21 protein-coding genes are annotated in these 25,206 nt (G+C 60.7%); 5 read left to right on the plus strand and 16 right to left on the minus strand.

The genetic code is table 11. The features are described from left to right. Window positions 1–51 precede the first annotated feature (51 nt). Both BLU75_RS01095 and BLU75_RS01100 read right to left on the minus strand, forming a co-directional pair. Window positions 52–1,026, minus strand: a complete 975-nt coding sequence (locus BLU75_RS01095) for a 2-hydroxyacid dehydrogenase (RefSeq protein WP_084376230.1) — start codon at window positions 1,024–1,026, stop codon at window positions 52–54. Window positions 1,027–1,132: 106 nt separating this feature from the next. Further along, window positions 1,133–2,101 (minus strand): LysR family transcriptional regulator, encoded by a 969-nt coding sequence (locus BLU75_RS01100; RefSeq protein WP_090221348.1) that lies wholly within the window; start codon window positions 2,099–2,101, stop codon window positions 1,133–1,135. A gap of 181 nt (window positions 2,102–2,282) precedes the next feature. Here BLU75_RS01100 and BLU75_RS01105 point away from each other — a divergent pair, with 181 nt between their 5' ends. From BLU75_RS01105 to BLU75_RS01120, 4 genes are read left to right on the plus strand one after another with little or no spacing between them, the layout of a single operon-like run. Continuing rightward, window positions 2,283–3,794, plus strand: a complete 1,512-nt coding sequence (locus BLU75_RS01105) for an efflux transporter outer membrane subunit (RefSeq protein WP_084376228.1) — start codon at window positions 2,283–2,285, stop codon at window positions 3,792–3,794. An 11-nt stretch (window positions 3,795–3,805) separates the two neighbouring features. After that, window positions 3,806–5,989, plus strand: coding sequence for an FUSC family protein (locus tag BLU75_RS01110; RefSeq protein WP_084376227.1), 2,184 nt, complete (start codon window positions 3,806–3,808; stop codon window positions 5,987–5,989). After that, the gene (locus BLU75_RS01115; RefSeq protein ID WP_084376226.1) at window positions 5,979–6,179 is read left to right on the plus strand and encodes a DUF1656 domain-containing protein; all 201 of its coding nucleotides are present in this window, start codon (window positions 5,979–5,981) and stop codon (window positions 6,177–6,179) included. Before BLU75_RS01110 ends, BLU75_RS01115 begins: the two co-directional genes overlap by 11 nt. Window positions 6,180–6,189: 10 nt before the next feature. Further along, the gene (locus BLU75_RS01120) at window positions 6,190–7,050 is read left to right on the plus strand and encodes an efflux RND transporter periplasmic adaptor subunit (protein WP_084376225.1); all 861 of its coding nucleotides are present in this window, start codon (window positions 6,190–6,192) and stop codon (window positions 7,048–7,050) included. Between the two features lie 278 nt (window positions 7,051–7,328). On the opposite strand, the gene BLU75_RS01125 is transcribed toward BLU75_RS01120, so the two are convergent. The 3 genes from BLU75_RS01125 to BLU75_RS01135 all read right to left on the minus strand — a co-directional run bounded on the left by BLU75_RS01125 (window position 7,329) and on the right by BLU75_RS01135 (window position 9,292). Next, entirely contained in the window at window positions 7,329–7,730 is a 402-nt protein-coding gene (locus BLU75_RS01125) for a nuclear transport factor 2 family protein (protein WP_084376224.1), read from the minus strand. 264 nt (window positions 7,731–7,994) lie between these two features. Further along, window positions 7,995–8,807, minus strand: a complete 813-nt coding sequence (locus BLU75_RS01130) for an SDR family oxidoreductase (RefSeq protein ID WP_084376223.1) — start codon at window positions 8,805–8,807, stop codon at window positions 7,995–7,997. Between the two features lie 20 nt (window positions 8,808–8,827). After that, window positions 8,828–9,292, minus strand: coding sequence for a multidrug transporter (locus BLU75_RS01135; RefSeq protein WP_084376222.1), 465 nt, complete (start codon window positions 9,290–9,292; stop codon window positions 8,828–8,830). Window positions 9,293–9,488: 196 nt separating this feature from the next. Between BLU75_RS01135 and BLU75_RS01140 the strand changes: the two genes are divergently transcribed. Further along, the gene (locus BLU75_RS01140) at window positions 9,489–9,821 is read left to right on the plus strand and encodes a hypothetical protein (protein ID WP_084376221.1); all 333 of its coding nucleotides are present in this window, start codon (window positions 9,489–9,491) and stop codon (window positions 9,819–9,821) included. Window positions 9,822–9,908: 87 nt separating this feature from the next. Here BLU75_RS01140 and BLU75_RS01145 read toward each other — a convergent pair whose 3' ends face one another. The 11 genes from BLU75_RS01145 to alg8 form a co-directional block, all read right to left on the minus strand. Beyond that, a complete protein-coding gene (locus tag BLU75_RS01145; protein ID WP_084376220.1) occupies window positions 9,909–11,360 on the minus strand; it encodes a mannose-1-phosphate guanylyltransferase/mannose-6-phosphate isomerase in 1,452 nt (483 codons plus the stop codon). Between the two features lie 222 nt (window positions 11,361–11,582). Beyond that, complete coding sequence (locus tag BLU75_RS01150) at window positions 11,583–12,239, minus strand: alginate O-acetyltransferase AlgF (RefSeq protein ID WP_084376219.1); 657 nt, start codon at window positions 12,237–12,239, stop codon at window positions 11,583–11,585. 14 nt (window positions 12,240–12,253) lie between these two features. After that, the gene (locus tag BLU75_RS01155; RefSeq protein WP_084376218.1) at window positions 12,254–13,432 is read right to left on the minus strand and encodes an alginate O-acetyltransferase; all 1,179 of its coding nucleotides are present in this window, start codon (window positions 13,430–13,432) and stop codon (window positions 12,254–12,256) included. Between the two features lie 11 nt (window positions 13,433–13,443). Continuing rightward, on the minus strand, window positions 13,444–14,976 hold the full coding sequence (locus BLU75_RS01160; RefSeq protein WP_084376217.1) for an MBOAT family O-acyltransferase: 1,533 nt from the start codon (window positions 14,974–14,976) through the stop codon (window positions 13,444–13,446). A 324-nt stretch (window positions 14,977–15,300) separates the two neighbouring features. After that, the gene (locus BLU75_RS01165; protein ID WP_084376216.1) at window positions 15,301–16,410 is read right to left on the minus strand and encodes a mannuronate-specific alginate lyase; all 1,110 of its coding nucleotides are present in this window, start codon (window positions 16,408–16,410) and stop codon (window positions 15,301–15,303) included. An 8-nt stretch (window positions 16,411–16,418) separates the two neighbouring features. After that, window positions 16,419–17,867, minus strand: a complete 1,449-nt coding sequence (locus tag BLU75_RS01170) for an alginate O-acetyltransferase (RefSeq protein WP_084376510.1) — start codon at window positions 17,865–17,867, stop codon at window positions 16,419–16,421. A gap of 11 nt (window positions 17,868–17,878) precedes the next feature. Then, window positions 17,879–19,456 (minus strand): mannuronan 5-epimerase AlgG, encoded by a 1,578-nt coding sequence (gene algG / locus BLU75_RS01175; protein ID WP_373863628.1) that lies wholly within the window; start codon window positions 19,454–19,456, stop codon window positions 17,879–17,881. Between the two features lie 14 nt (window positions 19,457–19,470). Continuing rightward, on the minus strand, window positions 19,471–20,955 hold the full coding sequence (locus BLU75_RS01180) for an alginate export family protein (RefSeq protein WP_090221349.1): 1,485 nt from the start codon (window positions 20,953–20,955) through the stop codon (window positions 19,471–19,473). Beyond that, window positions 20,952–22,328, minus strand: a complete 1,377-nt coding sequence (gene algK / locus BLU75_RS01185; protein ID WP_090221607.1) for an alginate biosynthesis TPR repeat lipoprotein AlgK — start codon at window positions 22,326–22,328, stop codon at window positions 20,952–20,954. Before algK ends, BLU75_RS01180 begins: the two co-directional genes overlap by 4 nt. Window positions 22,329–22,477: 149 nt before the next feature. After that, window positions 22,478–23,647 carry an alginate biosynthesis protein Alg44 gene (locus BLU75_RS01190; protein ID WP_084376213.1) on the minus strand — a complete coding sequence of 390 codons (1,170 nt, stop codon included), beginning with the start codon at window positions 23,645–23,647 and terminating at the stop codon, window positions 22,478–22,480. A 50-nt stretch (window positions 23,648–23,697) separates the two neighbouring features. Beyond that, window positions 23,698–25,167, minus strand: coding sequence for a mannuronan synthase (gene alg8, locus BLU75_RS01200; RefSeq protein ID WP_084376211.1), 1,470 nt, complete (start codon window positions 25,165–25,167; stop codon window positions 23,698–23,700). Window positions 25,168–25,206 lie beyond the last annotated feature (39 nt).

Genomic DNA, 25,206 nt, shown 5'->3' on the forward strand with positions numbered 1-25,206 from the left:
CGAAGGGGACGCCTGATTCTCGCTCCTGCAACACGTCGGCGGGTCTGTGGACTAGCCTTTCCAAACCTGCGGATTGACCAAGTCTTGCGGCCGCTCCCCCAGCAACGCGCTGCGCAGATTGTCCAAGGCACGATTGGCCATGGCTTCGCGGGTTTCATTCGTGGCCGAACCGATATGGGGCAAGGTTACTGCATTGCTCAGTTGGAACAGCGGCGATTCGGCCAAGGGCTCTTGCTCGTACACATCCAGTCCGGCACCGCGAATCCGCTGGTTTTGCAGGGCTTCGATCAGCGCCGGCTCGTCGACTACCGGGCCACGGGAGATATTCACCAGAATCGCACTGGACTTCATCAGTCCCAGCTCGCGATGGCTGATCAAGTGCTTGGTGTTCTCGCTCAACGGCACCACCAGGCAAACGAAGTCCGCCTCGCTCAGCAATTGGTCAAGGTTGCGAAACTGTGCACCCAGCTCTTGTTCCAGTACCGTCTTGCGGCTGTTGCCGCTGTAGAGGATCGGCATGTTGAAACCCAGGCGTCCGCGCCGGGCGATGGCCGCGCCGATATTGCCCATGCCGACGATCCCCAGCGTCTTGCCGTGTACATCACAGCCAAACAACGGTGCGCCCACGCTGGCTTTCCATTGCCCGGCCTTGGTCCAGGCGTCCAGCTCGGCAACCCGGCGGGCGCTGCTCATCAGCAGGGCAAAAGCCAGGTCGGCGGTGCTTTCGGTCAGCACGTCCGGAGTGTTGGTGAGCATGATCCCGCGTTCATTGAAGTACGCCAGGTCATAGTTGTCGTAGCCCACCGACACGCTGGAGACCACTTCCAGATGGCTCGCGCCTTCAAGCTGTGCCCGTCCCAGCTTGCGACCGACGCCGATCAGGCCGTGGGCGTGCGGCAGCGCTTCGTTGAACTGGGCGGCGATATCGCCAAGCTTGGGGTTGGGGGCGATAACGTCGAAATCCTGTTGCAGGCGTTCGATCATTTCGGGCGTGACACGGCTGAAAGCAAGAACAGTCTTTTTCATCGGGAGCGAACTCATCGGCACGAAGGAATGCCAAGCACGCTAACATTTATCCCAACGCTGCAAAACTACTCTGTGGCAGCAGGGTGCGGGCTCTGATTTGCAATGCCTACAGCGGCAGCCGTACGCTGCCCACATTCCCGCTCAACTCATACGCAACCAGTTCCGCCTGATGCGCCGCCAGAATTTCCGGCAATGAACCGCGCAGGTATTCCACCCACGTCTTGATCTTCGCATCCAGATACTGGCGTGACGGGTAGATGGCGTACAGGTTCAGTTCCTGGGAGCGGTAATTCGGCATCATCCGCACCAGCGTGCCGTTGCGCAGACCTTCGATGGCTGCATACACCGGCAACAGGCCAACGCCCATGCCGCTGGTGATCGCGGTCTTCATTGCGTCGGCGGAGTTCACCAGAAAGGGCGAGCTGTTGATGCTGACGCTTTCCTGGCCGTCGGGGCCATTGAACGCCCACTTGTCCAGCTGGATCACCGGGCTCACCAGGCGCAGGCAAGCATGGTTGAGCAAGTCACTGGGCCGCTGTGCGCAGCCGTTGGCTTTGACGTAGGCCGGCGAGGCGCAAACGATGCTGTAGGTGATCCCCAGGCGTTGGGACACAAATCCGGAGTCCGGCAGTTCGCTGGCGAGCACGATGGACACGTCGTAACCCTCGTCCAGCAAGTCCGGCACGCGGTTGGCCAGGGTCAGGTCGAACGTCACGTCTGGGTGAGTGCGGCGATAGCGGGCGATAGCGTCGATCACAAAATGCTGACCGATACCGGTCATGGTATGCACTTTCAACTGTCCGGCAGGGCGGGCATGGGCGTCGCTGGCCTCGGCCTCGGCTTCTTCGACATAGGCGAGGATTTGCTCGCAGCGCAACAAATAGCGCTTGCCGGCCTCGGTCAAGGCGATGCGGCGGGTGGTGCGATTGAGCAAGTGGGTTTGCAGGTGGGCCTCAAGGTTCGAGACCGCGCGCGAGACGTTGGCGGTGGTGGTGTCCAGTTGCGCGGCAGCGGCGGTGAAGCTGCCGGCCTCGGCGACACAACTGAAAGCGCGCATGTTTTGCAAAGTGTCCATGGGGTGTTCTCAGGGGAGATGACAAATTGTGACAGAAAGTTACGCCGTCCAGTGATCCCTACCAAGGGATTATCGCTTGAACGGTAACAAAGATTCACAGGAATGCCAGCTTATCGGCATCTGCCCCGCCCCCTAGAATTGCGCCACCTACCCGCGTTACCCACCTCAGGAATTCGCCGCAGTGCCGCGTCGCATCAGCAGAGAGCTGAAGACTCTCAGTGTTTGGACCTTATCGCTAGCCATCAGCGGCTGCATCGCAAACGCAGGAATTGCCCCTCAGGGCCAGGCTCTGAACGCCGACCACCTGGTCACCGACGACGCCATCCGGAGCGCCGCGCAGGACGCCCATTGGCCCACCGCCCAATGGTGGCGAGCCTACGGCGATCCGCAACTCAACCGTTGGGTCGACCTCGCTACACACGACAGTCCGAGCATGGCGATGGCCGCGGCGCGTGTACGTGAGGCGCGGGCGATGGCCGGGATTGCCGAGTCGGCCGAGGCGTTGCAAATCACCAGCGACACCAGCCTCAAACGCCATAACTGGCCTGAGGATCAGTTCTACGGACCCGGCGCGCTAAGTGATGCGAGCACCTGGGACAACCACGCCTCCCTGGGCCTGAGCTACGCACTCGATCTTTGGGGCCGCGAGCGTAACGCCAGCGAGCGCGCGGTTGACCTGGCGCATATGCGCGCCGCCGAAGCACGCCAGGCCCGGCTCGAATTGCAGAACAACGTGGTGCGTGCGTACATCCAACTGTCGTTGCATTACGCCAATCGCGATATTGTCGCTGCCACCTTGGCCCAGCAACAGCAGATCCTCGACCTGGCCAACCAGCGCCTGAATGCGGGCATTGGCACGCACTTGGATGTCAGCCAGGCCGAAACCCCGTTGCCTGAAACCCACCGCCAATTGGACGCCCTGGACGAAGAAATTGCCCTGAGCCGTAATCAACTGGCGGCGTTGGCCGGCAAAGGCCCGGGGACCGGCGCGCACCTGCAACGCCCCAGCCTGTCCCTTGGCGCACCGCTGAAACTGCCGTCCAACCTGCCCGCGCAGTTGCTCGGCCAGCGCCCGGACGTGGTTGCCAGCCGTTGGCAAGTCGCGGCGCAAGCGCGGGGTATCGATGTCGCTCACGCCGGTTTCTATCCCAACGTCGATCTCGTCGGCGGCCTCGGTTACGTGGCCACCGGCGGCGGCATGCTGGCGTTTCTGGCCGGCAAGAAATTCAACTACAACGTCGGTCCGGCGATCACTTTGCCGATCTTCGACGGCGGTCGTTTGCGTGGGCAATTGGGTGAAGCCAGCGCCGGCTATGACATCGCTGTCGCGCATTACAACCAAACGTTGGTCAACGCTCTCAACGGCATCTCCGACCAGTTGATCCGCCGCGAATCCATGCTCAAGCAACAAGGCTTCGCCGCGCAGTCGGTGGCTTCAGCACAGAAAACCTACGACATCGCCATGATCGCCTACCAGCGCGGCCTCACCGACTACCTCAATGTACTCAATGCCCAGACCTTGCTGTTCCGCCAACAGCAGATCCAGCAACAGGTCCAGGCCGCACGTTTGAGTGCCCATGCCCAATTGGTCACCGCGCTGGGCGGGGGCCTGGGGGCCGGGGACGACGTTCCGGCTCCCGACAAAACCCTACCGAGCAAGACCCCGGCGGCATTCGCCGTGTTTGATCACTGATCAGGTTACCCATGACTCCCTTGCCTGCACCGCTGCGTTGGCTGCATTCCCTGGAATGGCGGCGTGGTTTTTTCGACTGGGCACGCAGCGATGGCGTGACTTGGGTCTACATCTGCAAAGTGCTGATCGCGGCGTTCCTGACCTTATGGCTGGCGATGCGCCTGGAGCTGCCGCAACCACGTACCGCGATGATCACCGTGTTTATTGTGATGCAGCCTCAGAGCGGTCAGGTGTTTGCCAAGAGCTTTTATCGTTTGCTCGGTACCCTCGCGGGATCGGTGGTGATGGTGCTGTTGATCGCCTTGTTCGCGCAAAACACCGAGTTGTTCCTCGGCTCATTGGCGATCTGGGTCGGCCTCTGTTCGGCGGGCGCGGCGCGTTATCGTAATTTTCGTGCCTACGGTTTTGTGCTGGCCGGCTACACCGCGGCCATGGTCGGCTTGCCGGCCCTGGCCCATCCCGAGGGTGCGTTTATGGCGGCGGTGTGGCGCGTACTGGAAATCTCCCTGGGGATTCTCTGCGCGACCCTGGTCAGCGCCGCGATCCTGCCGCAAACCGCCAGCGCCGCCATGCGCAACGCCTTGTACCAGCGCTTCGGGGTGTTCGCGCTGTTTGTCACCGACGGTCTGCGTGGACGAAGTCAGCGCGATGGTTTTGAACGCAGCAACGTGCGCTTTATCGCCGAGGCCGTGGGGCTGGAAGGGCTGCGCAGCGTTACGGTGTTTGAAGACCCGCACATGCGTCGGCGCAATGGTCGTCTCAGTCGCCTGAACAGCGAATTCATGGGCGTCACCACGCGCTTCAACGCGTTGCATCAGTTGCTTCAGCGGCTGCGCACGGACGCGGCGGACCACGTCGTCGGCGCGATCAAACCCGGCCTGCGAGACCTCGCCGAAGTGCTCGACGAATTCTCCGGTCGGGCCCTCACCAGCCCCGATGCGGCACGCCTGGTGATGCAACTGAGCGCCTACAAGGACGGCTTGCCCGCCAAGGTGCGCAGCCTGCGCGCGACCTTCCAGGAGGGCAACCCGAGCGAAGCCGAGCAGTTGGATTTTCATACCGCCTACGAGCTGCTTTACCGCTTCGTCGACGATCTGCACAACTATGCACAGACCCACGCTTCCTTGGCCGAACACCGCCATGTGCGTGAGCAATGGGACGATACCTTTATCCCGAAAACCAACTGGCTGGCGTGCGCCGCCTCGGGTATTCGCGCGTCGTTCATCCTGATCGTGCTCGGCAGTTACTGGGTGGCGACCGCCTGGCCCAGCGGTGCGACCATGACCCTGATCGCCGCCGCCACCGTCGGCCTTTCCGCCGCCACGCCCAACCCGAAACGCATGGCCTTCCAGATGGCCTGCGGCACCTTGATTGGCGCCTTGGTGGGGTTTGTCGAAATGTTTTTCGTGTTCCCTTGGATCGACGGTTTCCCCCTGCTGTGTGTGATGCTCGCCCCGGTGATTGTGTTCGGCGCCTTCCTCTCGTCACGAGCGCAATACGCCGGTGTCGGCCTGGGTTTGCTGATTTTCTTCAGCACCGGCTCGGTGCCGGACAACCTGACGATCTACAACCCCTACAGCTTTATCAATGACTACATCGCGATGATCCTCGGCATGCTGGTGTGTGCCGCCGCGGGTGCGATCATCCTGCCGCCCAACAGTCCGTGGCTGTGGCGCCGCCTGGAGCGCGACCTGCGCGAGCAAGTGGTCTACGCCATCAGCGGCAAGCTCAAGGGCCTGGCATCGAGTTTCGAAAGCCGCACCCGCGATCTGCTGCACCAGGCCTATGGCTTGGCGGCCGGCCAGCCGTTGGTGCAGCGCCACTTGCTGCACTGGATGTTGGTGGTGCTGGAGGTCGGCCACGCAATCATTGAACTGCGCAAGGAGCAGGCGATCCTGCCGGTGCATCCGGCCTACGCTGAGTCCCAGCCCTGGCGCCAGGCGATCCGCGTGATGGGCCGCTCGCTGGTGCGCCTGTTCCTGCAACCCGGCCAGAGCAATCTTGAGCGCGCGCTGGTGGCGGTCGATCACGCCATCAGTCGTGTGCAGGCCACCGACGAACCTTTCGCCCCGCACTTCGATACGTCGGCCCTGCGCCGGGTGAAAAGCTACCTGCACTTTATCCGCACGTCCTTGCTGGACCCGCAATCGCCGCTGGCGGCTTATAAGCTTGAAGGATCCACCGATGCCTCGTGAAATCGCGTTCCATGGCATTTACATGCCGAGCATGAGCCTGATGTTTTTGATCGCGGCAGGGCTCGCCTGGGCGCTGGATCGTTTCCTGGCGGGTTTTGACCTGTACCGTTTTTTCTGGCACCCGGCGTTGCTGCGCCTGAGCCTGTTCGTTTGCCTGTTCGGCGCCTTGTCGCTGACCGTCTACCGTTGAGAATGTCCCGATGAAAAAGTTCTTCAGCCTGCTCGCGACCCTGTTGGTGCTGGCCCTGGCGATCTGGATTGGCCGCACGCTGTGGGTCCACTACATGCACACCCCGTGGACCCGCGATGGCCGGGTGCGCGCCGACATCATCAACGTTGCCGCCGATGTCACTGGCGAAGTGATTGCTGTCCCGGTGCGGGATAACCAGTTGGTGAAAAAGGGTGACCTGCTGATGCAGATCGATCCCGAGCACTACCGGATCGCAGTGAAGCAGGCGCAATCGTTGGTGGCGTCACGCAAGGCCACGTGGCAGATGCGCAAGCTCAACGCCCACCGGCGTGCCGATCTCGACGCCCTGGTGATCTCCAGGGAAAACCGCGACGATGCGAGCAACATCGCCGACGCCGCGCTGGCCGATTATCAACATGCACTGGCGCAACTGGAGGCCGCCGAACTCAATTTGAAACGCACCCAGGTGCTGGCGGCGGTGGACGGGTATGTGACTAATCTGAATGTGCATCGGGGGGACTACGCGCGTATCGGCGAAGCGAAGATGGCGGTGGTGGATATGCATTCGTTCTGGGTCTACGGGTTTTTCGAGGAAACCAAGCTGCCGCAGGTGAAGGTCGGGGATAAGGCCGATATGCAGTTGATGAGTGGCGAAACCTTGAAAGGGCACGTGGAAAGCATCTCGCGGGGGATCTACGACCGTGATAACCCCGAGAGCCGGGAGTTGATTGCGGATGTGAATCCGACCTTCAACTGGGTGAGGTTGGCGCAGCGGGTGCCGGTGCGGATTCATATTGATGAGGTCCCGGACGGAGTGCTGCTGGCGGCGGGGATTACCTGTACTGTGGTGCTTGAGCCGGCGTTGGACTGAATGTTGGGGTTGCCGTTTTTCGCGAGCAATCCATCCCCTGTAGGAGCGAGCTTGCTCGCGAAGATATTCCAGACGCATCGCTGCGTTGAATGTACGTTTTTCGTGAGCACTCCGTCCCCTGTAGGAGCGAGCTTGCTCGCGAAGGTATTGCAGGCGCATCGCTGCGTTGAATGTACGTTTTTCGCGAGCAAGCTCGCTCCTACAGAGAACAGTGCCAAAAGGATTGGCGTCCATAGCGGCCATCACCGCAGCAATGGATAGGTACTCCACACCCCAAATCACCCTTGGCAATACGTCTCATGCAAATGCCGCCACAACAATCCACCACTGGCTTGCTTCTCGAACACCACAGTAGCGCGACGATCCGTCTGGGTCCCAGTGTCATCAATCTGATGTTCTCGGTAAGTCACGCTAGCGCCTCGCGCATGGCGGTCGATACCGGTCATTTCACTCAGAGTGATTTTCAGCCCCGGCCGCTGGCCGCCCAGGCGCCTGAACAACGCCTGCACCCCAGTCGCATCCACTCGTGCTCCGCTGGACGGTGCGACCATGCTGAAGTCCGGCGAGAAGCGCGCCAGTAGATTTTCCAGCGTGCCCTCGGGCGCAACACCGGCAAACCATTGTTCGATCTCGACGTGGGTCTGAATCACTTCCTCAAAAAAATCACGGTAATCAATCATCGGTGAGGCTCACAGGCTGGGTGTAGCAGTGTCCGTACGCTGGAAGCATCCAGGTGGAGCACCGCAAAGAGTGGCAGCCGTGTCAGGGCTGCCGCTATCTTGAAGGTTATGGCAAAGGAGTCCAAGGTCGAGAACCGCGCACTGAGCAGCGCCGCGCCCAGGTAAACTGGGCGTTTATGCGATGTACCCGGACACCCGAGACTTACCGATGAAGGTGCGGGCGTTGATTGATTTCATGAAGAAGTAACCTCCTGCTCGAGAGCATTACAACGTTTTATTCAGCCCAAAGCGTTTCATCAGCACTTTTTCCAGCACACCCTTGGGCAGCAGCGCGGCCATCAATGGCAATGCCCAGCTGCCGTTGCCCGAGCGCAGCAGGCGCGGTGGCGATTGCTGCTGCACGGCCTTGAGCACTTCTGCGGCAAACACCACGGCTGGCGTCGGCTTGTCCTGGGAAGCCTGACTGCGTGCGCGGATGCTTTCGCGCATTGGCCACCATGGTGATTGTGGATTGATCAACAATTCAGCCTGGGTGCCGGCGTTTTTCGCGAAGTGGGTATCGATAGCGCCAGGCTGCACTTCCATCACCCGCACGCCAAAGGGGGCCAGCTCCATGCGCAGCGCATCGCTCAACGCATGCACGGCGGCCTTGGACGCGCAGTATGCGCCGGCAAACGGGGTTACCAGCACTCCGGAAACGCTGCCGATATTCACCACCAATCCCTGGCGTTGGCGCAGGGCGGGGAACAGCGCCTGGGTCACGCCGACGATGGCAAACACGTTGGTCTCGAACTGTTGCTGCATGGCCTGCGTGCCGCCGTCGAGCAACGGGCCCATCGCGCCATAACCGGCGTTATTGATCAGTACGTCCAGCTCGCCGAGTTGTTCCGCCAGTTGGCGCAGCGCGACGCTGTCGTTGACGTCCAACTGCACCGCGGTAAAACCGGCCGCGGTCAGCGCGGCGACGTCGTCGTCACGTCGGGCGCTGGCCCAGACGTCATAACCGGCGGACTTGAAGGTATCGGCCAGGGCGCGGCCAATACCGCTGGAGCAACCGGTGATCAGTACGTTGGGCATGAAGCCGTCCTTTGTCGATGTCAGTTGGAGAAGCTGCCTTGCAAATGCTCGGCGCGAAACGCCAGGGTTTGCGGGCGATAGCCGGGACGCAGCGGCGGTACCGGCAGGCAGTCTTGCCAGTTGGACCCGGCCTGCAACTCGCCGGGGCCGCGATAACGGGGCGCAGAATAGACATTTTCCGCCAGGTTCACCGTATCGCCCGGTGCATAGGCTGCGACGCGCCAGCGCAGTTCGGTCAGGGGCACATCGGTGCCGTTGTTGAGGGTCAGTTTCAGCGGGCGGTCGGCGGGGCATTCTTCAGGTGCGTAATTGATGCGCAGTTCCAGGCGTGCCAGTTGCGAGGCTTCGCGGTTGTCCAGCCACACCACCCACATCGCGACGAAAGCCAGGCCAACAGCGGCGGCGAGCGATACTGGCAATGCCTTGGCGGGATAGCGCAGCAGCAGAATCAGCCAGGTAATGATCAGTAGAACGCCGAAGAACATGCAGGCAACCTCGCGGATGGATGAACCATCGTACCTGTGCAGAGGCGATGTTGACCATCTGTGAGGTATTGGCGCCGAGCGCTTTCAGGCGTGTGCACAGGCGTGGAACCGATGCATGAGTTTCTGCCACGGAGTAAAAGGAAGCACTATGACCAGGGAATGCCGAGCCTGACTGATCAGGAATCAAGAGGTTTTTATGACAATTTCAGCAACGAGCGGTGCGCCGCTTTCGTCTATCAACACCCTGCAATTCAGAACGCCGAGCAGCTTCTCAGGGCCCGTCGCCCAGTTCTTGATGGGTGTGTGCAATACCCGAACACCGTTCATCATGCAGGCGGGGGACAGGAACCATAAGCCTCAATCGGGCTCCAGCAGCGGCTTTAACTCGAACATGTCAAAATTCGGAACGGCGATGAAAACTGCCGGCGAGTTCGGTATGCATTCAGCTAATAACAAAGTGAAAGTTGCCGGAGCGGCTATGGTCGGGATTGGTCAAGGCATGTCGACGTACTTCGGTTCAAAGAAATAACGCCGCGCTTTAAGCAGCAAGCCCCCGTTCAGCCGGTTGCGGATAGGGGACGCAGTCGGACTGACGGGGGCTTGTTGTACGACACTGTTACTGCGCGATAGTTTTCACCGAAACCCCGCGTTCGATCGGCGTCGAGCGACCATAGATATCTTCAAACCGTTCGATATCGTCTTCGCCCAGGTAGCTGCCCGACTGTACTTCAATGATCTCCAACGGAATTTTACCCGGGTTGCGCAGGCGGTGTACCGAGGCAATCGGGATGTACGTGGATTGGTTTTCCGTGAGCAGGAACACGTTCTCGTCGCAGGTCACTTCGGCGGTGCCGCTGACCACAATCCAGTGTTCGGCGCGGTGGTGGTGCATCTGCAGCGACAGACACGCGCCGGGCTTGACCGAGATGTGCTTGACCTGGAAGCGCCCGCCCATGTCCACCGAATCGTAGGAGCCCCACGGACGGTAGACTTCGCAGTGATTCTGGGTCTCGCTACGGCCCTGTTCGTTGAGGGTGTTGACCATCTGCTTGACGCCCTGGACCTTGTCCTTGTGAGCAATCATCATTGCGTCTTTGGTTTCCACCACCACGATATTGTCCAGGCCGATAACCGACACCAGCTTGCCATTGCCGTGGATCATGCAGTTGCGGCTGTCCTGGATCACCACGTCGCCTTTGCTGACGTTACCGTCGGCATCTTTCTCGTTGACGCTCCATAGCGAAGCCCAGCAACCTACATCGCTCCAGCCGGCGCTCAGTGGTACAACGCAGGCGCGCTGGGTCTTTTCCATCACGGCGTAGTCGATGGAATTGTCCGGGCAGCAGGCGAACGTGGCCTCGTCGAAGGTCACGGTGTCGGCGTCTTGCTGGCTGCGCTCCAGGGTCAGCATGCAGGTGTCGTAGATGTCCGGATCGTGCTTTTTCAGTTCTTCCAGGAAGCGGCTGGCGCGGAACAGGAACATGCCGCTGTTCCAGAAATAACCGCCACTTTTGACAAACTCCACCGCGCGCTTTTCGTCAGGCTTTTCGACGAACTGCTGCACGCGGCTGACGCCTTCTGGCAGCAGCGAATCGTTGGTCGACTTGATGTAGCCATAACCGGTTTCCGGACGCGTGGCCGGTACACCGAACAACACCATCTCGCCACGCTCGGCCGCTACGGTAGCCAGGGCCAGGGCGCGTTGCAGGGCTTTTTGATCGTCCAGTACGTGATCGGCTGGCAGCACCAGCATCAGTTCGTCACGGCCTTCGTTGACCAGCATCATCGCGGTCAGCGCTACGGCCGGCGCGGTGTTGCGACCGAAGGGTTCCATGAGGATGCGCTGGGTGTCGAGTTTACGTGCGCTCAGTTGCTCGTTGACGATGAAACGGTGGTCTTTGTTGCAGACCACGATAGGCGCGTCCATGCCCTCGAACACCAGGCGTTCGAGGGTTTGCTGGAACAGCGTGTGTTCGCCGGTCAGCGCCAGGAACTGCTTGGGAAACTGTTTACGCGAAAGCGGCCAAAGACGTGAGCCGCTACCACCGGAAAGGATTACTGGGATCATGGTGTTTCTCCTTGAATCTGTATGGGTTAGAGCTACTGCGTTCTGTCGTTTCACTCTTGTTTTTGGTCTCGTTCCGGACTGCCCCCTCGGCCCTCTGTAGGCGTGAGCTGGCTCGCGAAAAACCTGAGAGCGGCGCGATGAATCCCGGGCGCTGCGTCATCGTTAACGGTCTTCGCGAGCACGCTCGCTCTTACAGTGGGTTGCGGTCAGTCCGGGAAATGGTTAGCGCGTCGACACCGGGCGCTTGACCCATACTGGCGACAGGTTGGAGCCTTGGCCGGTGACATAGAGCACCGCCGCTTCACCGCGCTCCAGGGCCACAGGCTTCAGGTCACCGACTTTCTTGTCGCCGTCGAACAGCGCCAGGCTGACCTTTACCGGGTTGATTTCACGCTCGCCGCGGCCCTTGGCGGCCACTGCCTTGACCACTTCGGTCTTGCCATCGGCGGTCTTCAGGGTCAGGGACTTGTCACTGAGGTTCTGCACGCGTACCAGGGATTTCTGTTTGTTCTTGAACGGTGGTTCTTCGATCAATTGTGGCTGACCGCTGCCGCTGTTGACCAGGGTGTAGTAATGATCGGCGGCCAGCTTGACCGTCACGGCCTGGCTGCCGACCTTGGCGCTGTAGTCGCCGCCTGGCAGGAAGCTGAACTCACTGCTGCCCAGGGGGGCAACGTCGTTCAGGGCGGTATTGCCGACCGTGGCGCTGACTTCCTGATTGCTGGCGTTGAACAGGCGCACGAAGCTTGAACCTTTCGGCGCGACAGGGCCATAGAGGGCGGCGTCGCCACCGGCGAAGGCGGACATCGACACAACACTCATGCCTGCAACCAGGGCAAGGGTCTTGGCGAGACGACGAGGAGTTTTAGTGAAAGTCATGGTGTACCTCTCTTTCAGTTTTGCGCCCGGTCGGGCGTCTCGGATTTTGTGGTGTTGATTGCCATGTTCTGTTGGCGGGTACCGGCTTGTTTGAGTTGCGCGACCCACTGCGGGTCGGCATCGCCGATTTCGTTGTTCACAGGCAGATAACGTTCAGGAAACTCCCAGACCAGCACCTGCGGCGGGCTGTTCTTGAAGTCGTCGCTTTTCAGGTAGCTGAGCATCGGCAGGATCGGGCCGTGGCCGTCTTCGGAGTAGTTCACCACCTCGCTGCCCAAGGCCTGCTTCAGGGCGCCGACGAAGTTCCAGTTAGGATTGGCGCTGTAGCTGGTGCCCACCAGGGCGACCGGCATTTCGCTGTCGGCGAACAACGCGGCATCACCGGCTGCCTGGGATTGCACCGCGTGGGTCACGCGTTTTTGCAGCGGCTCCTTGGGCGGCATCAGGTTTTCGAACAGCGGGTCCAGCGGCAGAAACAGCCGCAGGTCGCCCTTGTGTGGTGTGGTGGACTCGGCTTCGGTCACAAACCGCTGGGGTTCGCCGCTGAGCAGGGTCTTGGCATTGATCACCTTGGCCAGTTGTCTGGCGGCCACTTCGGCGCCGTCCGGGGTCCAGTGCGTATCGGTGCGCAGGAACACTTGCTGACCGTGGAGCTTGGCTTGTTGCAGCGGGCTAAGCAGGTCGGGAGCGATGATCTTGTCGGCGGCGAGTCGGGCGTGGAAATCCTGGTAAAGACCGGCATGAATACGCGCTGGGCGCACTTCACCCAGATGCTCCGGGTACAGGCGCACCTTGGCCGGGACAATCGCCATCACCAGTTGCACGCCACGCGCCTTGAGGGTCTGGCGTACGCCTTCGACCAACGCGTAGTTGCCTTGCAGGTTCTGCTCGGCGTTGGCGGTGGGGTTGAACTCCTCATCGCTGTACAGCCAGTGATCGCGACCCAGCACCACGCCGGGGCGACCTTCGTTGAACAGCTTGTAGTCCAGCGCGGCCCAGAGGTTGGTGCCGAGGCGCTTGATCGGGAATTCATCGTCGTAATGAGTTTCGACGGCCTTGGCCCAGCGACCATTGAGTACGGTGGCCTCGGCGTTGGTGCTGAAGCCGAAGAAACTGCGTATCGACCAGGCGCCCAATGCCAGCAGCAAGGCCATGAACAGCGCGGTGTAGAGGATGCGTAATGAACGGGTCATGGTCGGCTCCCTCAGAATTGGAAGTAAAGGAACGGCGAGAAGCTTTGCGCCGAAAGTTTGAGAATCGAAGCAACGAACAGCAGCAGGATCAGCGCGCGCATGGCGTAGCGGGGCCAGTCGGCCGTCCAGTAGGCCGGTTGCACGGCGGCGTTGCTGCCGACGCTGAAACCGGGCTCCTGGATGCTGCCGGGGTTGTCGCCCGGGACTGCCTTGATCAGGCTCGGGTCGGCAGGCCGGGTCTTTTCAGCCGGACGATTGCGGTAAAAGTCGCGCAGCCCGAAGAACGCCAGCGTGGCGTACGCCACCACCATGGTTGCCACTTGCAGACCGGTGAGGTTCGCGCGGTTGAGTTCCGACAGCGACCACTCGCCAAAGCTGAACATTGCGCCGTACATGCGACCGGCGACGTGCAGGTTTTCGGCACGGAAGATCACCCAGCCCATCACCACCAGCAGGAAGGTAAAGGCCCAGCGCACTGGATTGAAACTGCGTGGCGAGGTGTTGAGGCCGATGGCTTTTTCAATCGCCAGCCACATGCCGTGCCACGCACCCCAGACGATGTAGGTGATGTTCGCGCCATGCCACAGGCCACCGAGCAACATGGTCAGGAACAGGTTGCGGTAGGTGGTCAGGGTGCCTTTGCGGTTGCCACCCAGGGTGATGTAGAGGTAATCGCGCAGCCAGGTCGAGAGGCTGATGTGCCAGCGCCGCCAGAACTCGGTGATCGATTGGCTTATATAGGGCTGCTTGAAGTTCTCCATGAAGCGGAAACCCATCATCAGGCCCAGGCCGATGGCCATGTCGCTATAGCCGGAGAAGTCGAAATACAGCTGCGCGGTGTACGCCAGCGCGCCGAGCCAGGCATCGCCGGTTGTCGGGTTTTGCAGGGCGAAGCAATGGTCGGCGACCACCGCGAGGGTGTCGGCAATGAATACCTTCTTGATGAACCCCTGCATGAACCGCGTACAGCCCTCGGAGAATTTGTCGAGGGTGTGGGTGCGGTTGTTGAACTGGTCGGCGAGGTCGCGAAAACGCAGGACGGGGCCGGCGATCAGGTGCGGGAAGATCGCCACGAACGCCGCGAAGTCGATCAGGTTGCGGGTCGCAGGTGTGTCGCCACGGTAGACGTCGATGATGTAGCTGATGGACTCGAAAATGTAGAACGAGATGCCGATCGGCAACAGCACATGGGTCAGGATAAACGGCTCCAGGCCCGCCGACTTCATCATCACGTTGATGCTGTCGACGCCGAAGTTGGCGTACTTGAAGTAGCCGAGGATGCACAAGTCAACCGCCACACCGAGCAGCAGCCAGCGTTGCGCGGGTTTGGTGCGAACCCCGGCGGCACCGACCTTGAGGCCGATCCAGTAGTTCCACAGGGTCACCGCGGCGAACAGCGCCAGGAAGTCCACTCGCCACCAGGCGTAGAACACGTAACTGGCAATCAGCAACAGCAGATTGCGATAGCGTTGCCCGCTCAAATAGTACAAGCCGAGAAAGATCGGCAAGAACAGAAACAGGAACACATTGGACGAGAAAACCATCCCGATCTCTCCACGTTATAACCAACAGTCAAGGGCCAACGGCCCCCCCAAACCCCCCGTCGAAACGGGCGGTGGTGTAGCTGGCGGAGGGGTGAGTGTCAGTGAAATCCACCCCTCACCCCCCGCCCTCTCCCCGGAGGGGAGAGGGAGCCGATCCTGGTCGCTTGCGAAAGCTGGGTTCGGCTCGGTATTTCTGCTCGCTTTCGAACCTGAGTCCGACTCGGTATTTCAGGTCGCCGTACCTTGATCCTTCACCTCGGTCAGTCCCCTCTCCCCTCCGGGGAGAGGGTTAGGGTGAGGGGCGGTTTTCAGCCACCCCGCAAATCACGATCCCTTGCCACCTTTCTCATGTGCCGGGTCATAGACCTTGGTCAGGTCTCCACCCAGGCGAAATGTCTTGAACGGCTGCATTTCATGCTTGCGCTCCAACACATCCGGCGCGCAGGTGTAGAGGGTGCAAAATGGTTCGAGCCAGGCGAATTTCGAGTCCTTCTTAAGGTCTTTCATGTCCTGTTCCTCGCCGTTCTTCTGCTCGAAGATCTCCGGGTCTTCAACACCGGCCAGCACGTTTTCGCCGAGACGTTTGAGTGCGCCGTTGTTTTCCTGACGCAGATCCACGCCATTGACCAGGGCAAAGCTGGCGATCATCGACAACGGCGGCAGGGCGTAGTTGTGATACGACAAGGCCCGTTGCTGGCGCTTCAATTCGTTGGGCAGGAAGCCTTGCGCATCCACCTGATTGGCGCCGATCTTGTATTCCTTCACCGCCCAGTCAAACAGGTCACGGCGGTTGGTGGCGACGGAAGTCGCCATCACTGACCAGGCGGCCCAGTACGAGTGGTTGTTGATTTTTTTCAGCGGCAGATTGCTCCAGTCGCTGACCACTTGATCCGCTAGTTTGTTGAACCAGGCCTCGATCAGTTGTGATTCCTGCTGGTGATTGGCCAGCGGACGCGACTCGGAAAACTTCAAGCGCAGATAGGCCGACGCCATGCTGCCCAGCGCCCATTTACGCATCGACTTGCCGGTGTGGTTGAAGTCCTTGGACATCAACGCATCCGCCTTGGCCCATGACACCAGCCAGTTCAAGGTGCACTCCAACTGCTCCGGGCGGCCATCGCGCATGAATTGCATCACGCGTTTGCTGGTGTCTTTTTCCAGCTTGGTGATGTCGGCGGTGCTGTCGCGAAAGGCTTTTTCCGACTGCAGATTCAGGGTCGAACGCGCCTTGTCGGAACCTTCATACTTGCTGCGAAACTGCAGTGGGCCGGTGTAAGGCGTCGGCATTGCATCGCAGCCGTCCTTGAAGTCGCCGGTCTTGAACGCCTCGATCGGCGCGGCGTAGCCCTGGGGCGGGCGCAGTGGCGCGGCGGCGTTCACCGAGCCGGCAAATATCGCCAGGCCCAGCAGTGTTGGAGTCAATAGCTTGTGCATAAGTAATCTCATTGCCCGACCGATGCGGTCTGTTGACCACCGGCGGGGAATACGTTGCGTGTGCAAATTTTCGCTTCGACTTTCTGCGCGGCACCGCCCGCTTCAGGGCCCTGGACTTCCACAGCCAGCAGGTTTTGCGAGGCCCAGTCTTCATCGGTGCGCAGTTCAAAGGCGAAACGCCCGTCTGTCTCGGATGTTTCGGGTTTATCGATCTTGATGTCCTCGTGGCGCCCGTTCATGTACCAGAGGGTGGCTTGCAGGGTTTTTACCGACGGATCGGCGAAGCGAATGTCGACCTGATGATTGCGGTTGCGCAGGTCCATGTTCTTGCTGTTGACCATCAACTCATTCTTGCCGGGCTTGAGGGTGGTGCTGGCGCTCATCTGCGCCGGCTTGCCTTCACAGTCGTTGTCCAGCAGCGACATCATCTGGCGATAGATGGTCTCCTGGTCGAGGCGATACAACGGCGAAAACTCCCAGATCAGGATTTTCGGCGGGCTCTTCTGGAACTCATCGCTGCCCAGGTACTGCAACATCGAGCCTTCCAGGCCACCGCCGGGAAACGCGACGTTCAAAATGTCGGCACCGATTTCTTCCTGAAGAAAGCCGGCGAAGTTGTAGTTCTTGCCGCTGTGACTGGTGCCCACCAGGGTGATCTGCGGGTTGCCCGAGTCGCCGAACAGGTCGCCGTCGCCCGCTTCCCCCTTGGGTTCGGTGGTGAATTGGTCCATGTACTGGATCGCATAGCTGGTGCCGCACAACTGTCCGGCCATGTTGTGCAGGGTGCCGGTCTTGCCCATGCGCCCGGACTTTTTGGTCTCGAACTCGCGCTTGGGAATGTCGGCAAACTCAGGCAACTGTTTGACCTTGGCCGCGACAATTTTTGCCGTGCGCTGGGCGCCATACGGGGTCCAGTGTTGGTCGCCGCGGAAATAGAAATCATGCGCCGGCAACTCATCGGGCAGTTGCTCGTTGGTCAATGGCGACAGGTCCGGCACCACATAGCCCATCTTCGCAAAGCGGCCAAGCATGGATTTGTAGTTGCCCAGCGCCGTGTCGAAATCGAACTTGGCTTTTTCCTCTGGATTGAGCTTGTTGCGGTTCACCAGGCCACGGGTTGGCTGATAGACCAGCACCAGTTCCACACCTTTACTCTTGAACGCGTCGTGCAACTGCTGCAAGCGTTTGTAGCCGGCGGGTGTGGTCTCGAACTGAGTGCGCAGGTCTTCCTGGGTACGGAACAACCAGTCGCCCTGGGCTTGCACCAGGGTGGTGAAGTTTTGCTGGTAGCGCGTGGTGTAGTTTTTCGCGTCATGGGCGGCCGGGCACAGGTTGCAGCACGGCTCGGCGGTAAACGTCGGCGCCGCGACGGTGTCGGCGCGCGCGCCGCTGCTGGCAGCCAGAATGCCGAGGGTCAAACCCGAGAGGCTGAGCAGCTTGATCATGTGTGGGTGCATAAAAGTCATCCTCAGTCCTGCAATTGGGTCTGGCGTTCGACAGGGTCGATCAGCACGGCTTTCTGCTGGCGCACCAGCAGGTCGAGAATTTCATCCTGGCGTTCGCCGAGAATCCCCGAAAAGCTGATGCCGCTGGATTTGGTTGGGGCGAGCATGGATACGCGGTACAGCTCGATGCTCAGCGGCGAGTCGATGGACAGCGGTCCGCTGCCATTGGCGGCCAGTTCGCCGCCGACCACGATCAGCGACACCTGGGCATCGAAGGGGTCCAGGGCGATGTCGCGGTCGGTGTTGGTCAAGTCCTTGATGTGGCCGTAGACGCCGGTCAGTCCGTTGGACATGGCGATGTTTTCGTACAGGCGAATATTCACGCTGTTACGCACGCGGATACCGTGGCGCCGGTTGCTGATCACCTTGTTGCCCCACAGCAGGTTGTCGCCGCTCTCATAGAGCGTGATGCCGTCGGTATGGTTGCGGTAGATCTCGTTGTCGGCGATCAGGTTGTTCACGCTGTTACGGTCGATCACCAGGCCCGAAAGCTTGTTGTCGTAGCTGCGGTTGTTGAAGATGAAGCTGTCGTTCACTTCCCGGGAAATGATGATGCCGTGCTTCTTCTTCGTCCCGTAGACGGTGTTGTCGGCGATGATCAGGCCGTGGGAGCGGTCATGGGGGTCGATGCCGTAGACGATGTTGTCCTTGTAGGTGCTGCCCTTGATCACAAAACCTTCGGTCTCGTAGCAGTAGAAGCCGTACCACATGTCCGAGAATTCGGAGTCGATAATCCAGCCGGTGGGCTCCGCACGCTTCAGCACCTTGGCCATGTTCGGCGTGTATTGGGAAATACTCACGCCGTAGGATTTACTGTTGGCGTAGCCGAAGCTGGCCATCTTGCTGTTGACGATATAGGTCTCGGTGCCGCCCCAGGCCAGCAGGAACGGACGGAATTCCTTCGGTGAGCGGAAGGTCGCCGGGCCATTGCTTTTCTCGCGCCAGCCCGTGATTTTGGTGTCACTCACAAACAACTGGCCATCGTTGACCAGGAACGAACCGGCTTCCTGGGACAGGCGCAGTTCCTGGGTCTGCTTGTCGATTTCGAGGATGCCTTTCTCGCCGACCACGATCGGCAACCTGGCCAGAAATACGCCGGGCGAGGTTTCGCTCAGGTATTGCTTGGGCACTTTCTTGGCCAGATCCTTGAGGTTCAGGTAGCCGTCGTCGATAAAAATCGCTTGGGGAATGCCATGTTGGCGCACCACCCATTCGGCCATTTTGTTGTCGCCACCGATAAAGTCCTTGAGGGCAGACTCCTGCATCATCCGGCGCACGCTGACCTTGCCGGGCTTGCTGCGGACAATTTTTGCCGCGGCGGCCTCGGCGGTATAACCCGACAAGTCCGGCAGCGCCGGCTTGGCCATCTCCAGCGGCGCGGTGGGCGGGCTGGTGATGGTGTAGGTCTTGGCGTGTTGCAGCTCTTTGGCGGTGATCGGCGCTTTGACTGCTGGCTCAACATTGGCCATGGCCGAAGTGCTGGCGAGCAGCATCGCTGCGACCAGCAGGCTGACCGAGCCTTTGAGGGCTGGAGAATTCATTGCGCAGGCTCCCATCAGAAGCGCCAGATCACGTCGACAAAGGCGCGGTGCATGTACGAGTCGACTTGCTTGCCGTAGGCATCGCCCGGTTTGAACACACCACCACGCAAACGCACCAGGGCCGAAGGCTCGTCAATCGACTGGCTGAGGGCGGCGGGTAGCAGGCCGTTCTTGAAGTACTTGGTCACCACCAGATCCATTTCCTGACCGAGGTCCTTCTTGCCGTCTTCAAGGGGCAGGGAGGTGCTGGACAGGATCGCGCCGGTCGGGTCTGTGGTGTTTTCGATCGCATCGATGCCGTTGCTGCCGACGGGCTTGTTGCCGTCGACACGCCAGAACTTGTGATACACCAGGCTGGCGTCGTACTCGTGGTTCAGTTGCCATGAACCGAACAGACTCATGGACTGCAGGTTGTTCATCTCGCCACGAAATGCCTCGCCGAAACGGTGGAGGCGTGAGCGTGTGCCGGTGAAGTTCGAACGGTTGCTTTGCAGGCCGTTCTGCTCATAGTCCGCGCTGGCACGGGCATAGGCCGCACCCACTTGCCACTGCGGATCAAGGCGCAGGCGTACCCCGAGGTCGGTGGCCCAGCCGTCGACATCGGTGTTGCGCTTGGCATTGGTGGGGCGGGAGCCGTCGGCGTTCAGCGCGTTGACATTACTGCGCTCGCCCTGCATGCCGGTGACGCTCGCCCAGTAGTTGAGCGTGTTGGTGTTGCGCCAGTTATAGGCATCACTGTTGGCTTCGATGCCGAGCCAGGTCAGATCGCCATTTTCGCGCTTGTCCAGCGAATCGGCGGCCACACCCGGTTGCGGGTAGTCGAGCTTGCCATTGTCGTGGGAGTGATGGGCGCGCAGGCCAACCCAATGACCGGGTGTCCACTGGTAGGCCGCATCGGCGTAGAAGTGCTGGCGATCCTTGTCCTCGGGGGACAGCTCCTTGAGGTCGGTGCGGTATTCGCTGAAACGCTCGGCGGCGCCGATATTGGCCTTGAGCAATGTGGTGTCGAAGGTCCAGTTCAGCGCTTCGATATTGGTGTCGCGCCATTGACCATCGTCGTTGCGCAGGCGCTGGCGGCCGAACTTGAGGACCTCGCCGGGGTAGGGCGTGAAACCGCTGTAGCCGACCCAGAACTCACGCAGGGCCAGGTAGTTTTTCTTGGTCTTGCGGTCGTCATTGCTCGATTGTTCCGTGCTGTCGCCATCCGACTGTTGCAGGGTGTCGGTCTCGATGATGTCGCTGGACGTCACGGCCTGGCCCATGGCGAAGGCGCTCCAGTTACCGCGCTCACCGTAGATCCAGGGGCGTACGTCCAGGCCGATACCGTTGACGTCGCCGTCATCTTGGGTGCCGAGGTCGCGGTCGTCTTCGGACTGGCCGGTAATTTTCACGTCCAGGCCGAAGTTCTGGTCTTCAGTCAATGCCGCCAGGGTCGGGCACGACCACAGCAGGGCGAAGGTCAGGCCGATACCGGCCTTGACGAATGGATTGAGTTTCATAGGGAGTCCTCGCCTTCTTCTTGCAGGGCGTGCAGTTGCTGCGTGTTTTGCGTCAAGGCACCACGGGCCGCGAGTTCCTGTTGCAGCAGGCGCTGGCCTTCGGCGCGCTGGGCCGGCGGCAATTGTGCTTCCAACTGCGCGGCCAGTTCATTGGCTTGTGGTGTGTTTTGGGTTTTCGCCAATTGACTGAACACATAGGCATTCAGTGGGTCGGGCTTGGTGCCCTTGCCTTGGGAAAACAGCTGGGCGATGGCGAAGTCGGCGCTGTTCTGGCCGTTGCGTGCGGCGGTCAGCAAATGATCGAGTGCCTTCTGCGAGTAGACCTGGCCCAGGTAGCCACGGCGGTAGATCTGGCCGAGGTAGTAATCGGCGGCCACTTCCTGGCCCTGGGCCTTCTGGAAGTGCGCCTCGGCGGCCTTGGCATCGGCCGGGACCCACTTGCCTTCGTAGTAGAGCTTGCCGAGCAACAGTTCGGCGCGCGGTTGGTCGGCGGCGCGGCCGTTGTCCAGGTACTTCATCATCTGGTCGACGTCGCCCATTTCGGGGAAGTCGTAGAGCAACTGCGCGAGGCTGACCCAGGCGGCCGGGTAGCCGGGAGCAATTTTTTCCAGCAGCGCCTGGGCGGTTTTTTCGTCAGGTGTGCCCACGTTCGCGTCGGCCAGCACACGGGCCACACTGTCCACCCGCTGTGCGGTGACGGTGCCACGGCTGTAGCCGGCGTCCAGTTGCTTGAGCAGCTCGGCTTGCTGCTCCGGCTGCTGGCGTTTCTGGTAGACGGTGGCCAGCTCGACGTAGCAGATATCAGTGCTGTTCAGCGCCGCCTTGCAGATTTTCTCGACGTCATCCAGGTGTTGATCGTAGGTGCCCTGGGTGCGGTACAGCAGCACTTGCGCCAGGCCCGCTTCCGGATAACCGGCGTTGCGCCAGGTGTCGATCTGCTGCTGGGCGTTGATGCTCGGGAAATTATGCGGGTATTGCAGATACAGCATTGCCAGCGGGATCAGGGTGTTGCCTTGGCCATTGGCAAAAGCCTTTTTCAACAGGTTTTCGGCTTCATGGTGTTCGGCTTCGGTGGCGCCGGGCTTGGCCACCAGCAGGCGACCCAGGCGTGCCTGGGCGCGGGGCGAGATATCGGCGGCCGCGCGGTAGGTGGCTTCGGCCTGCTTGATCTGCGCCGGGTCGCGGCTGCCGACCTGGATGTCTGCCATGCCGACCTGGGCTTCGCTGTAACCCAGCTCCGCCAATTGCTGGTAGTTCTGCGCGGCGGTGGCGGTGTCGCCACGCTTGAGCGCTTCATTGGCCAGGCGTTGATCAGGCAGGCCGGCGCAACCGGCCAGGCTGACCGCAAGGGCCAGCAACGCTACAGGTCTGATGTGGGAGCGGGCCTTTGTGGGCGCTGGCTTGCCTGCGATGCGGGCGACTCGGTTTGGCTGAGGTACCGAGTCGATGCAATCGCGGGCAAGCCCGGCTCCTACAGAATCGGGCTCCCACAGGGATTGTGGTGATTTTAGATTTTCCATGGTTACAGACCTGCAGCCATGGCTTTATCGATCAGCCAGTTCAGGGACGGGCCACGGTCGCTGGTGACTTCCACCGGGCGCCCGGCGTAAACGCTATCCAGCGGTGCATCGGGCTTGATCTGCACGCGGATGTCGGAGGACAGGTCAGCGCTGTTGAGGCTGGTGCTGCTGACGATGGTGCCGGTGCGTACCTGATCTTCATCCGCTACCTGGAAGCTCACGGCAGTACCCGGACGGACATCGGCAAACTGGCGATAGGTGAAGCGTGCCTCGACATTGGCCTGGCTGCCGCGTGGCACCAGTTGGAAGATCACGTCGCCTTTGCTGGCGTATTGACCGTCAGCCACCAGTTGCTGCGCCACGACGCAATCGCAGGGCGAAGTCAGGGTGCCGGTCATTTGCTTGCCGAACAACTCTTCAACCTTGGCCGGCTGCAACTGATCCTCGTCCAGATGGCCCTTGAGCACGTCGAGCATGCTGGTGCTGAAGGTCGCCAGCGGCGCGCCCTTGGCCGCGACGCCGTTGTCTTTGATCAGGCTTTGCACCGTGCCGTCGCGGGGCATGGTCACGTTCATTCCGGGTACGCTCACCAGGCCGGCTTGGGCGTGACTGACGAAGTACATGCCATACACTGATTTGAAGATGAAACCGAACGCCGCCAGGCCTACCAGGAAGATCGCCAGGCTGAACGTCACTGCGCGCAGGCGACCGAACACGCTCATGCCGCTGCCGCCGTCCTTGACCTTGCGCGCCTTGGTGAAGTTATCCCGCTGCAGCGTCGCCAGCACGTCGCCCATGGTCACGATGTCGCCGGACAGGTGCGAGGTGATCAGGTGGCGCAGGGTGGAGATGTCCTGGGCGTCGAGGTTCTGGAACTGGCAACCGGTACGGCCGGTCTGGCGGTCGTGGGAGCGCACCATCAACTCGACGTCCATGGCCAGGCCCAGGTTGTCGATCACAAACTGCAACCGAGCCTTATGCACATCGCCGACCTTCAGCGGTTGCTGGGCAGCGTTAAAGGCCAGGCCGCCAGCGGACAGGTCGATGACCCGGACTTCCATGGGCGTGCGGTCGGCGCCGAAGAAGCGCAGTCTGGCTGGGATCTTGACCCGGGCGTGTTGGCGCTGGGCTTCGGATTCGTGGACGACGTTGGCGTTTACAGGAGGGTTCATTGGGCTATTCATGGCGGTGTAATTCCTCAGTTAATTCAGGCTTGGCAGGGTCAGACCATCATCAGCAACACGGCGACAAAAATGCTGCCGGCGGAGAAGGTCATGGTCCGAGACGACCAGGTGTTGAACCAACGTTGAAAGCTGGCCAAATCGCGGGTCAGTTTGGTGTCCTGGCGGGTCCAGGACTGTTGATCAAGACGGAAGAACACGTAGATTTTCACCAGCGCGCCCATGATCTGGTTGTAATAGAGAATCATCGGGTAGGCCGGGCCGATCGTGTGGCCGGAACACGACAGCAACAGGGTCAGAATCAAGCGTGTGATGCCGATCCACAGCAGGTAGACGAGGATGAACGCACCGCCGTATTTGAAGGTGGCGATGATCGCGACCGTCAGGCCCAGCAGCGACGTCCACATCGACACGCGCTGATCGAACAGCACCACGCTGGTGAAGGCGCCGAGGCGTTTGACGCCCAGGCCCAGGGCTCGGGAGTTCTGGCGCAGGTTGTTGCCGTACCAGCGGAACATCAGCTTGCGGCTGGCTTTGATAAAGCTCTTTTCCGGTGGGTGTTCGACGGTGTGGATCGCCGCGTCCGGCACGTAGAACGTGTCGTAGCCCAGCCGCATCAGGCTGAACCAACTGGACTTGTCATCCCCGGTGAGGAACTTGAAACGGCCCAGGCGCCAGTGCTGCAGCGAGTCGCTTTCCACGTCGGCGATAAAGCCGGGGTCGGTGACCACACTGGCGCGGAACACCGACATGCGTCCGGTCATGGTCAATACGCGCTTGGACAGGGCCATGGAGCACATGTTGATGTGGCGTTGGGCGAAGCGCAGTTTGTGCCATTCGCTCATGATGTAGCCACCGCGCACTTCGCAGAACTCGTTGGTTGTCAGCCCGCCGACATTACCGAACAGTTGGAACCACGGCACGGTCTTGCGCACCACGCCTTCGGCGAGCACGGTGTCGCCATCGATCACCGCCACGACGGCGCGGTCGTCCGGCAAGTGGCGCGAGATGGCACGGAAACCGAAGGCCAGGCCGTCGCGCTTGCCGGTGCCGGCGATGCGCACAAAGTCCAGCTTCACGTGATCTGGAGGGTTGAGCTTTTCCCAGAGGCTCTTGACCAGCAGCTCATCGGACATTTCCACCAGCGAGCAGACCACGGTGGTGGGGAAACCACATTCGATCGCCTCGCGAATCACCGAGCTGTAGACCTGGGCGGTGGTCAGCGCGTCGATACGGAAGCTGGTGACCATCAGGAACACATGAGACGGGTCGGCTGTCTTGCCCAGCTTGCGCACTTTGCGCCGCAGGTGCGGGTAAACCACGTACAGGAACAGCATGCCGCGCACAAAATGGATGGCACCCATCGAGTAGCGCCAGATGCCGACGGCGCCAATCAGGAAAATGAAATGCTTCGATTCGGAGTCGAATGTACTCGCCGGCAACATCAGGGCAAGGCACATCAAAAGCCCCAGAAACAGTAGCCAGCCAGTCGCTTGGTTTAGCCTTTGCATATTTGCATCCATCGCAGTGGAGAGGGGCTGCAAGTTGCA

The sequence above is a fragment of the Pseudomonas mucidolens genome, from assembly GCF_900106045.1.
Taxonomy (GTDB): Bacteria; Pseudomonadota; Gammaproteobacteria; order Pseudomonadales; family Pseudomonadaceae; genus Aquipseudomonas; species Aquipseudomonas mucidolens.

Bases quoted from the DNA above. Each gene is read 5' to 3' on its own strand.
- BLU75_RS01095 (WP_084376230.1), bottom strand. From the start codon at position 1,026: ATGAAAAAGACTGTTCTTGCTTTCAGCCGTGTCACGCCCGAAATGATC.
- BLU75_RS01100 (WP_090221348.1), bottom strand. From the start codon at position 2,101: ATGGACACTTTGCAAAACATGCGCGCTTTCAGTTGTGTCGCCGAGGCC.
- BLU75_RS01110 (WP_084376227.1), top strand. From the start codon at position 3,806: ATGACTCCCTTGCCTGCACCGCTGCGTTGGCTGCATTCCCTGGAATGG.
- BLU75_RS01115 (WP_084376226.1), top strand. From the start codon at position 5,979: ATGCCTCGTGAAATCGCGTTCCATGGCATTTACATGCCGAGCATGAGC.
- BLU75_RS01120 (WP_084376225.1), top strand. From the start codon at position 6,190: ATGAAAAAGTTCTTCAGCCTGCTCGCGACCCTGTTGGTGCTGGCCCTG.
- BLU75_RS01125 (WP_084376224.1), bottom strand. From the start codon at position 7,730: ATGATTGATTACCGTGATTTTTTTGAGGAAGTGATTCAGACCCACGTC.
- BLU75_RS01130 (WP_084376223.1), bottom strand. From the start codon at position 8,807: ATGCCCAACGTACTGATCACCGGTTGCTCCAGCGGTATTGGCCGCGCC.
- BLU75_RS01135 (WP_084376222.1), bottom strand. From the start codon at position 9,292: ATGTTCTTCGGCGTTCTACTGATCATTACCTGGCTGATTCTGCTGCTG.
- BLU75_RS01140 (WP_084376221.1), top strand. From the start codon at position 9,489: ATGACAATTTCAGCAACGAGCGGTGCGCCGCTTTCGTCTATCAACACC.
- BLU75_RS01145 (WP_084376220.1), bottom strand. From the start codon at position 11,360: ATGATCCCAGTAATCCTTTCCGGTGGTAGCGGCTCACGTCTTTGGCCG.
- BLU75_RS01150 (WP_084376219.1), bottom strand. From the start codon at position 12,239: ATGACTTTCACTAAAACTCCTCGTCGTCTCGCCAAGACCCTTGCCCTG.
- BLU75_RS01155 (WP_084376218.1), bottom strand. From the start codon at position 13,432: ATGACCCGTTCATTACGCATCCTCTACACCGCGCTGTTCATGGCCTTG.
- BLU75_RS01160 (WP_084376217.1), bottom strand. From the start codon at position 14,976: ATGGTTTTCTCGTCCAATGTGTTCCTGTTTCTGTTCTTGCCGATCTTT.
- BLU75_RS01165 (WP_084376216.1), bottom strand. From the start codon at position 16,410: ATGCACAAGCTATTGACTCCAACACTGCTGGGCCTGGCGATATTTGCC.
- BLU75_RS01170 (WP_084376510.1), bottom strand. From the start codon at position 17,867: ATGCACCCACACATGATCAAGCTGCTCAGCCTCTCGGGTTTGACCCTC.
- algG (WP_373863628.1), bottom strand. From the start codon at position 19,456: ATGAATTCTCCAGCCCTCAAAGGCTCGGTCAGCCTGCTGGTCGCAGCG.
- BLU75_RS01180 (WP_090221349.1), bottom strand. From the start codon at position 20,955: ATGAAACTCAATCCATTCGTCAAGGCCGGTATCGGCCTGACCTTCGCC.
- BLU75_RS01190 (WP_084376213.1), bottom strand. From the start codon at position 23,647: ATGAACCCTCCTGTAAACGCCAACGTCGTCCACGAATCCGAAGCCCAG.
- alg8 (WP_084376211.1), bottom strand. From the start codon at position 25,167: ATGCAAAGGCTAAACCAAGCGACTGGCTGGCTACTGTTTCTGGGGCTT.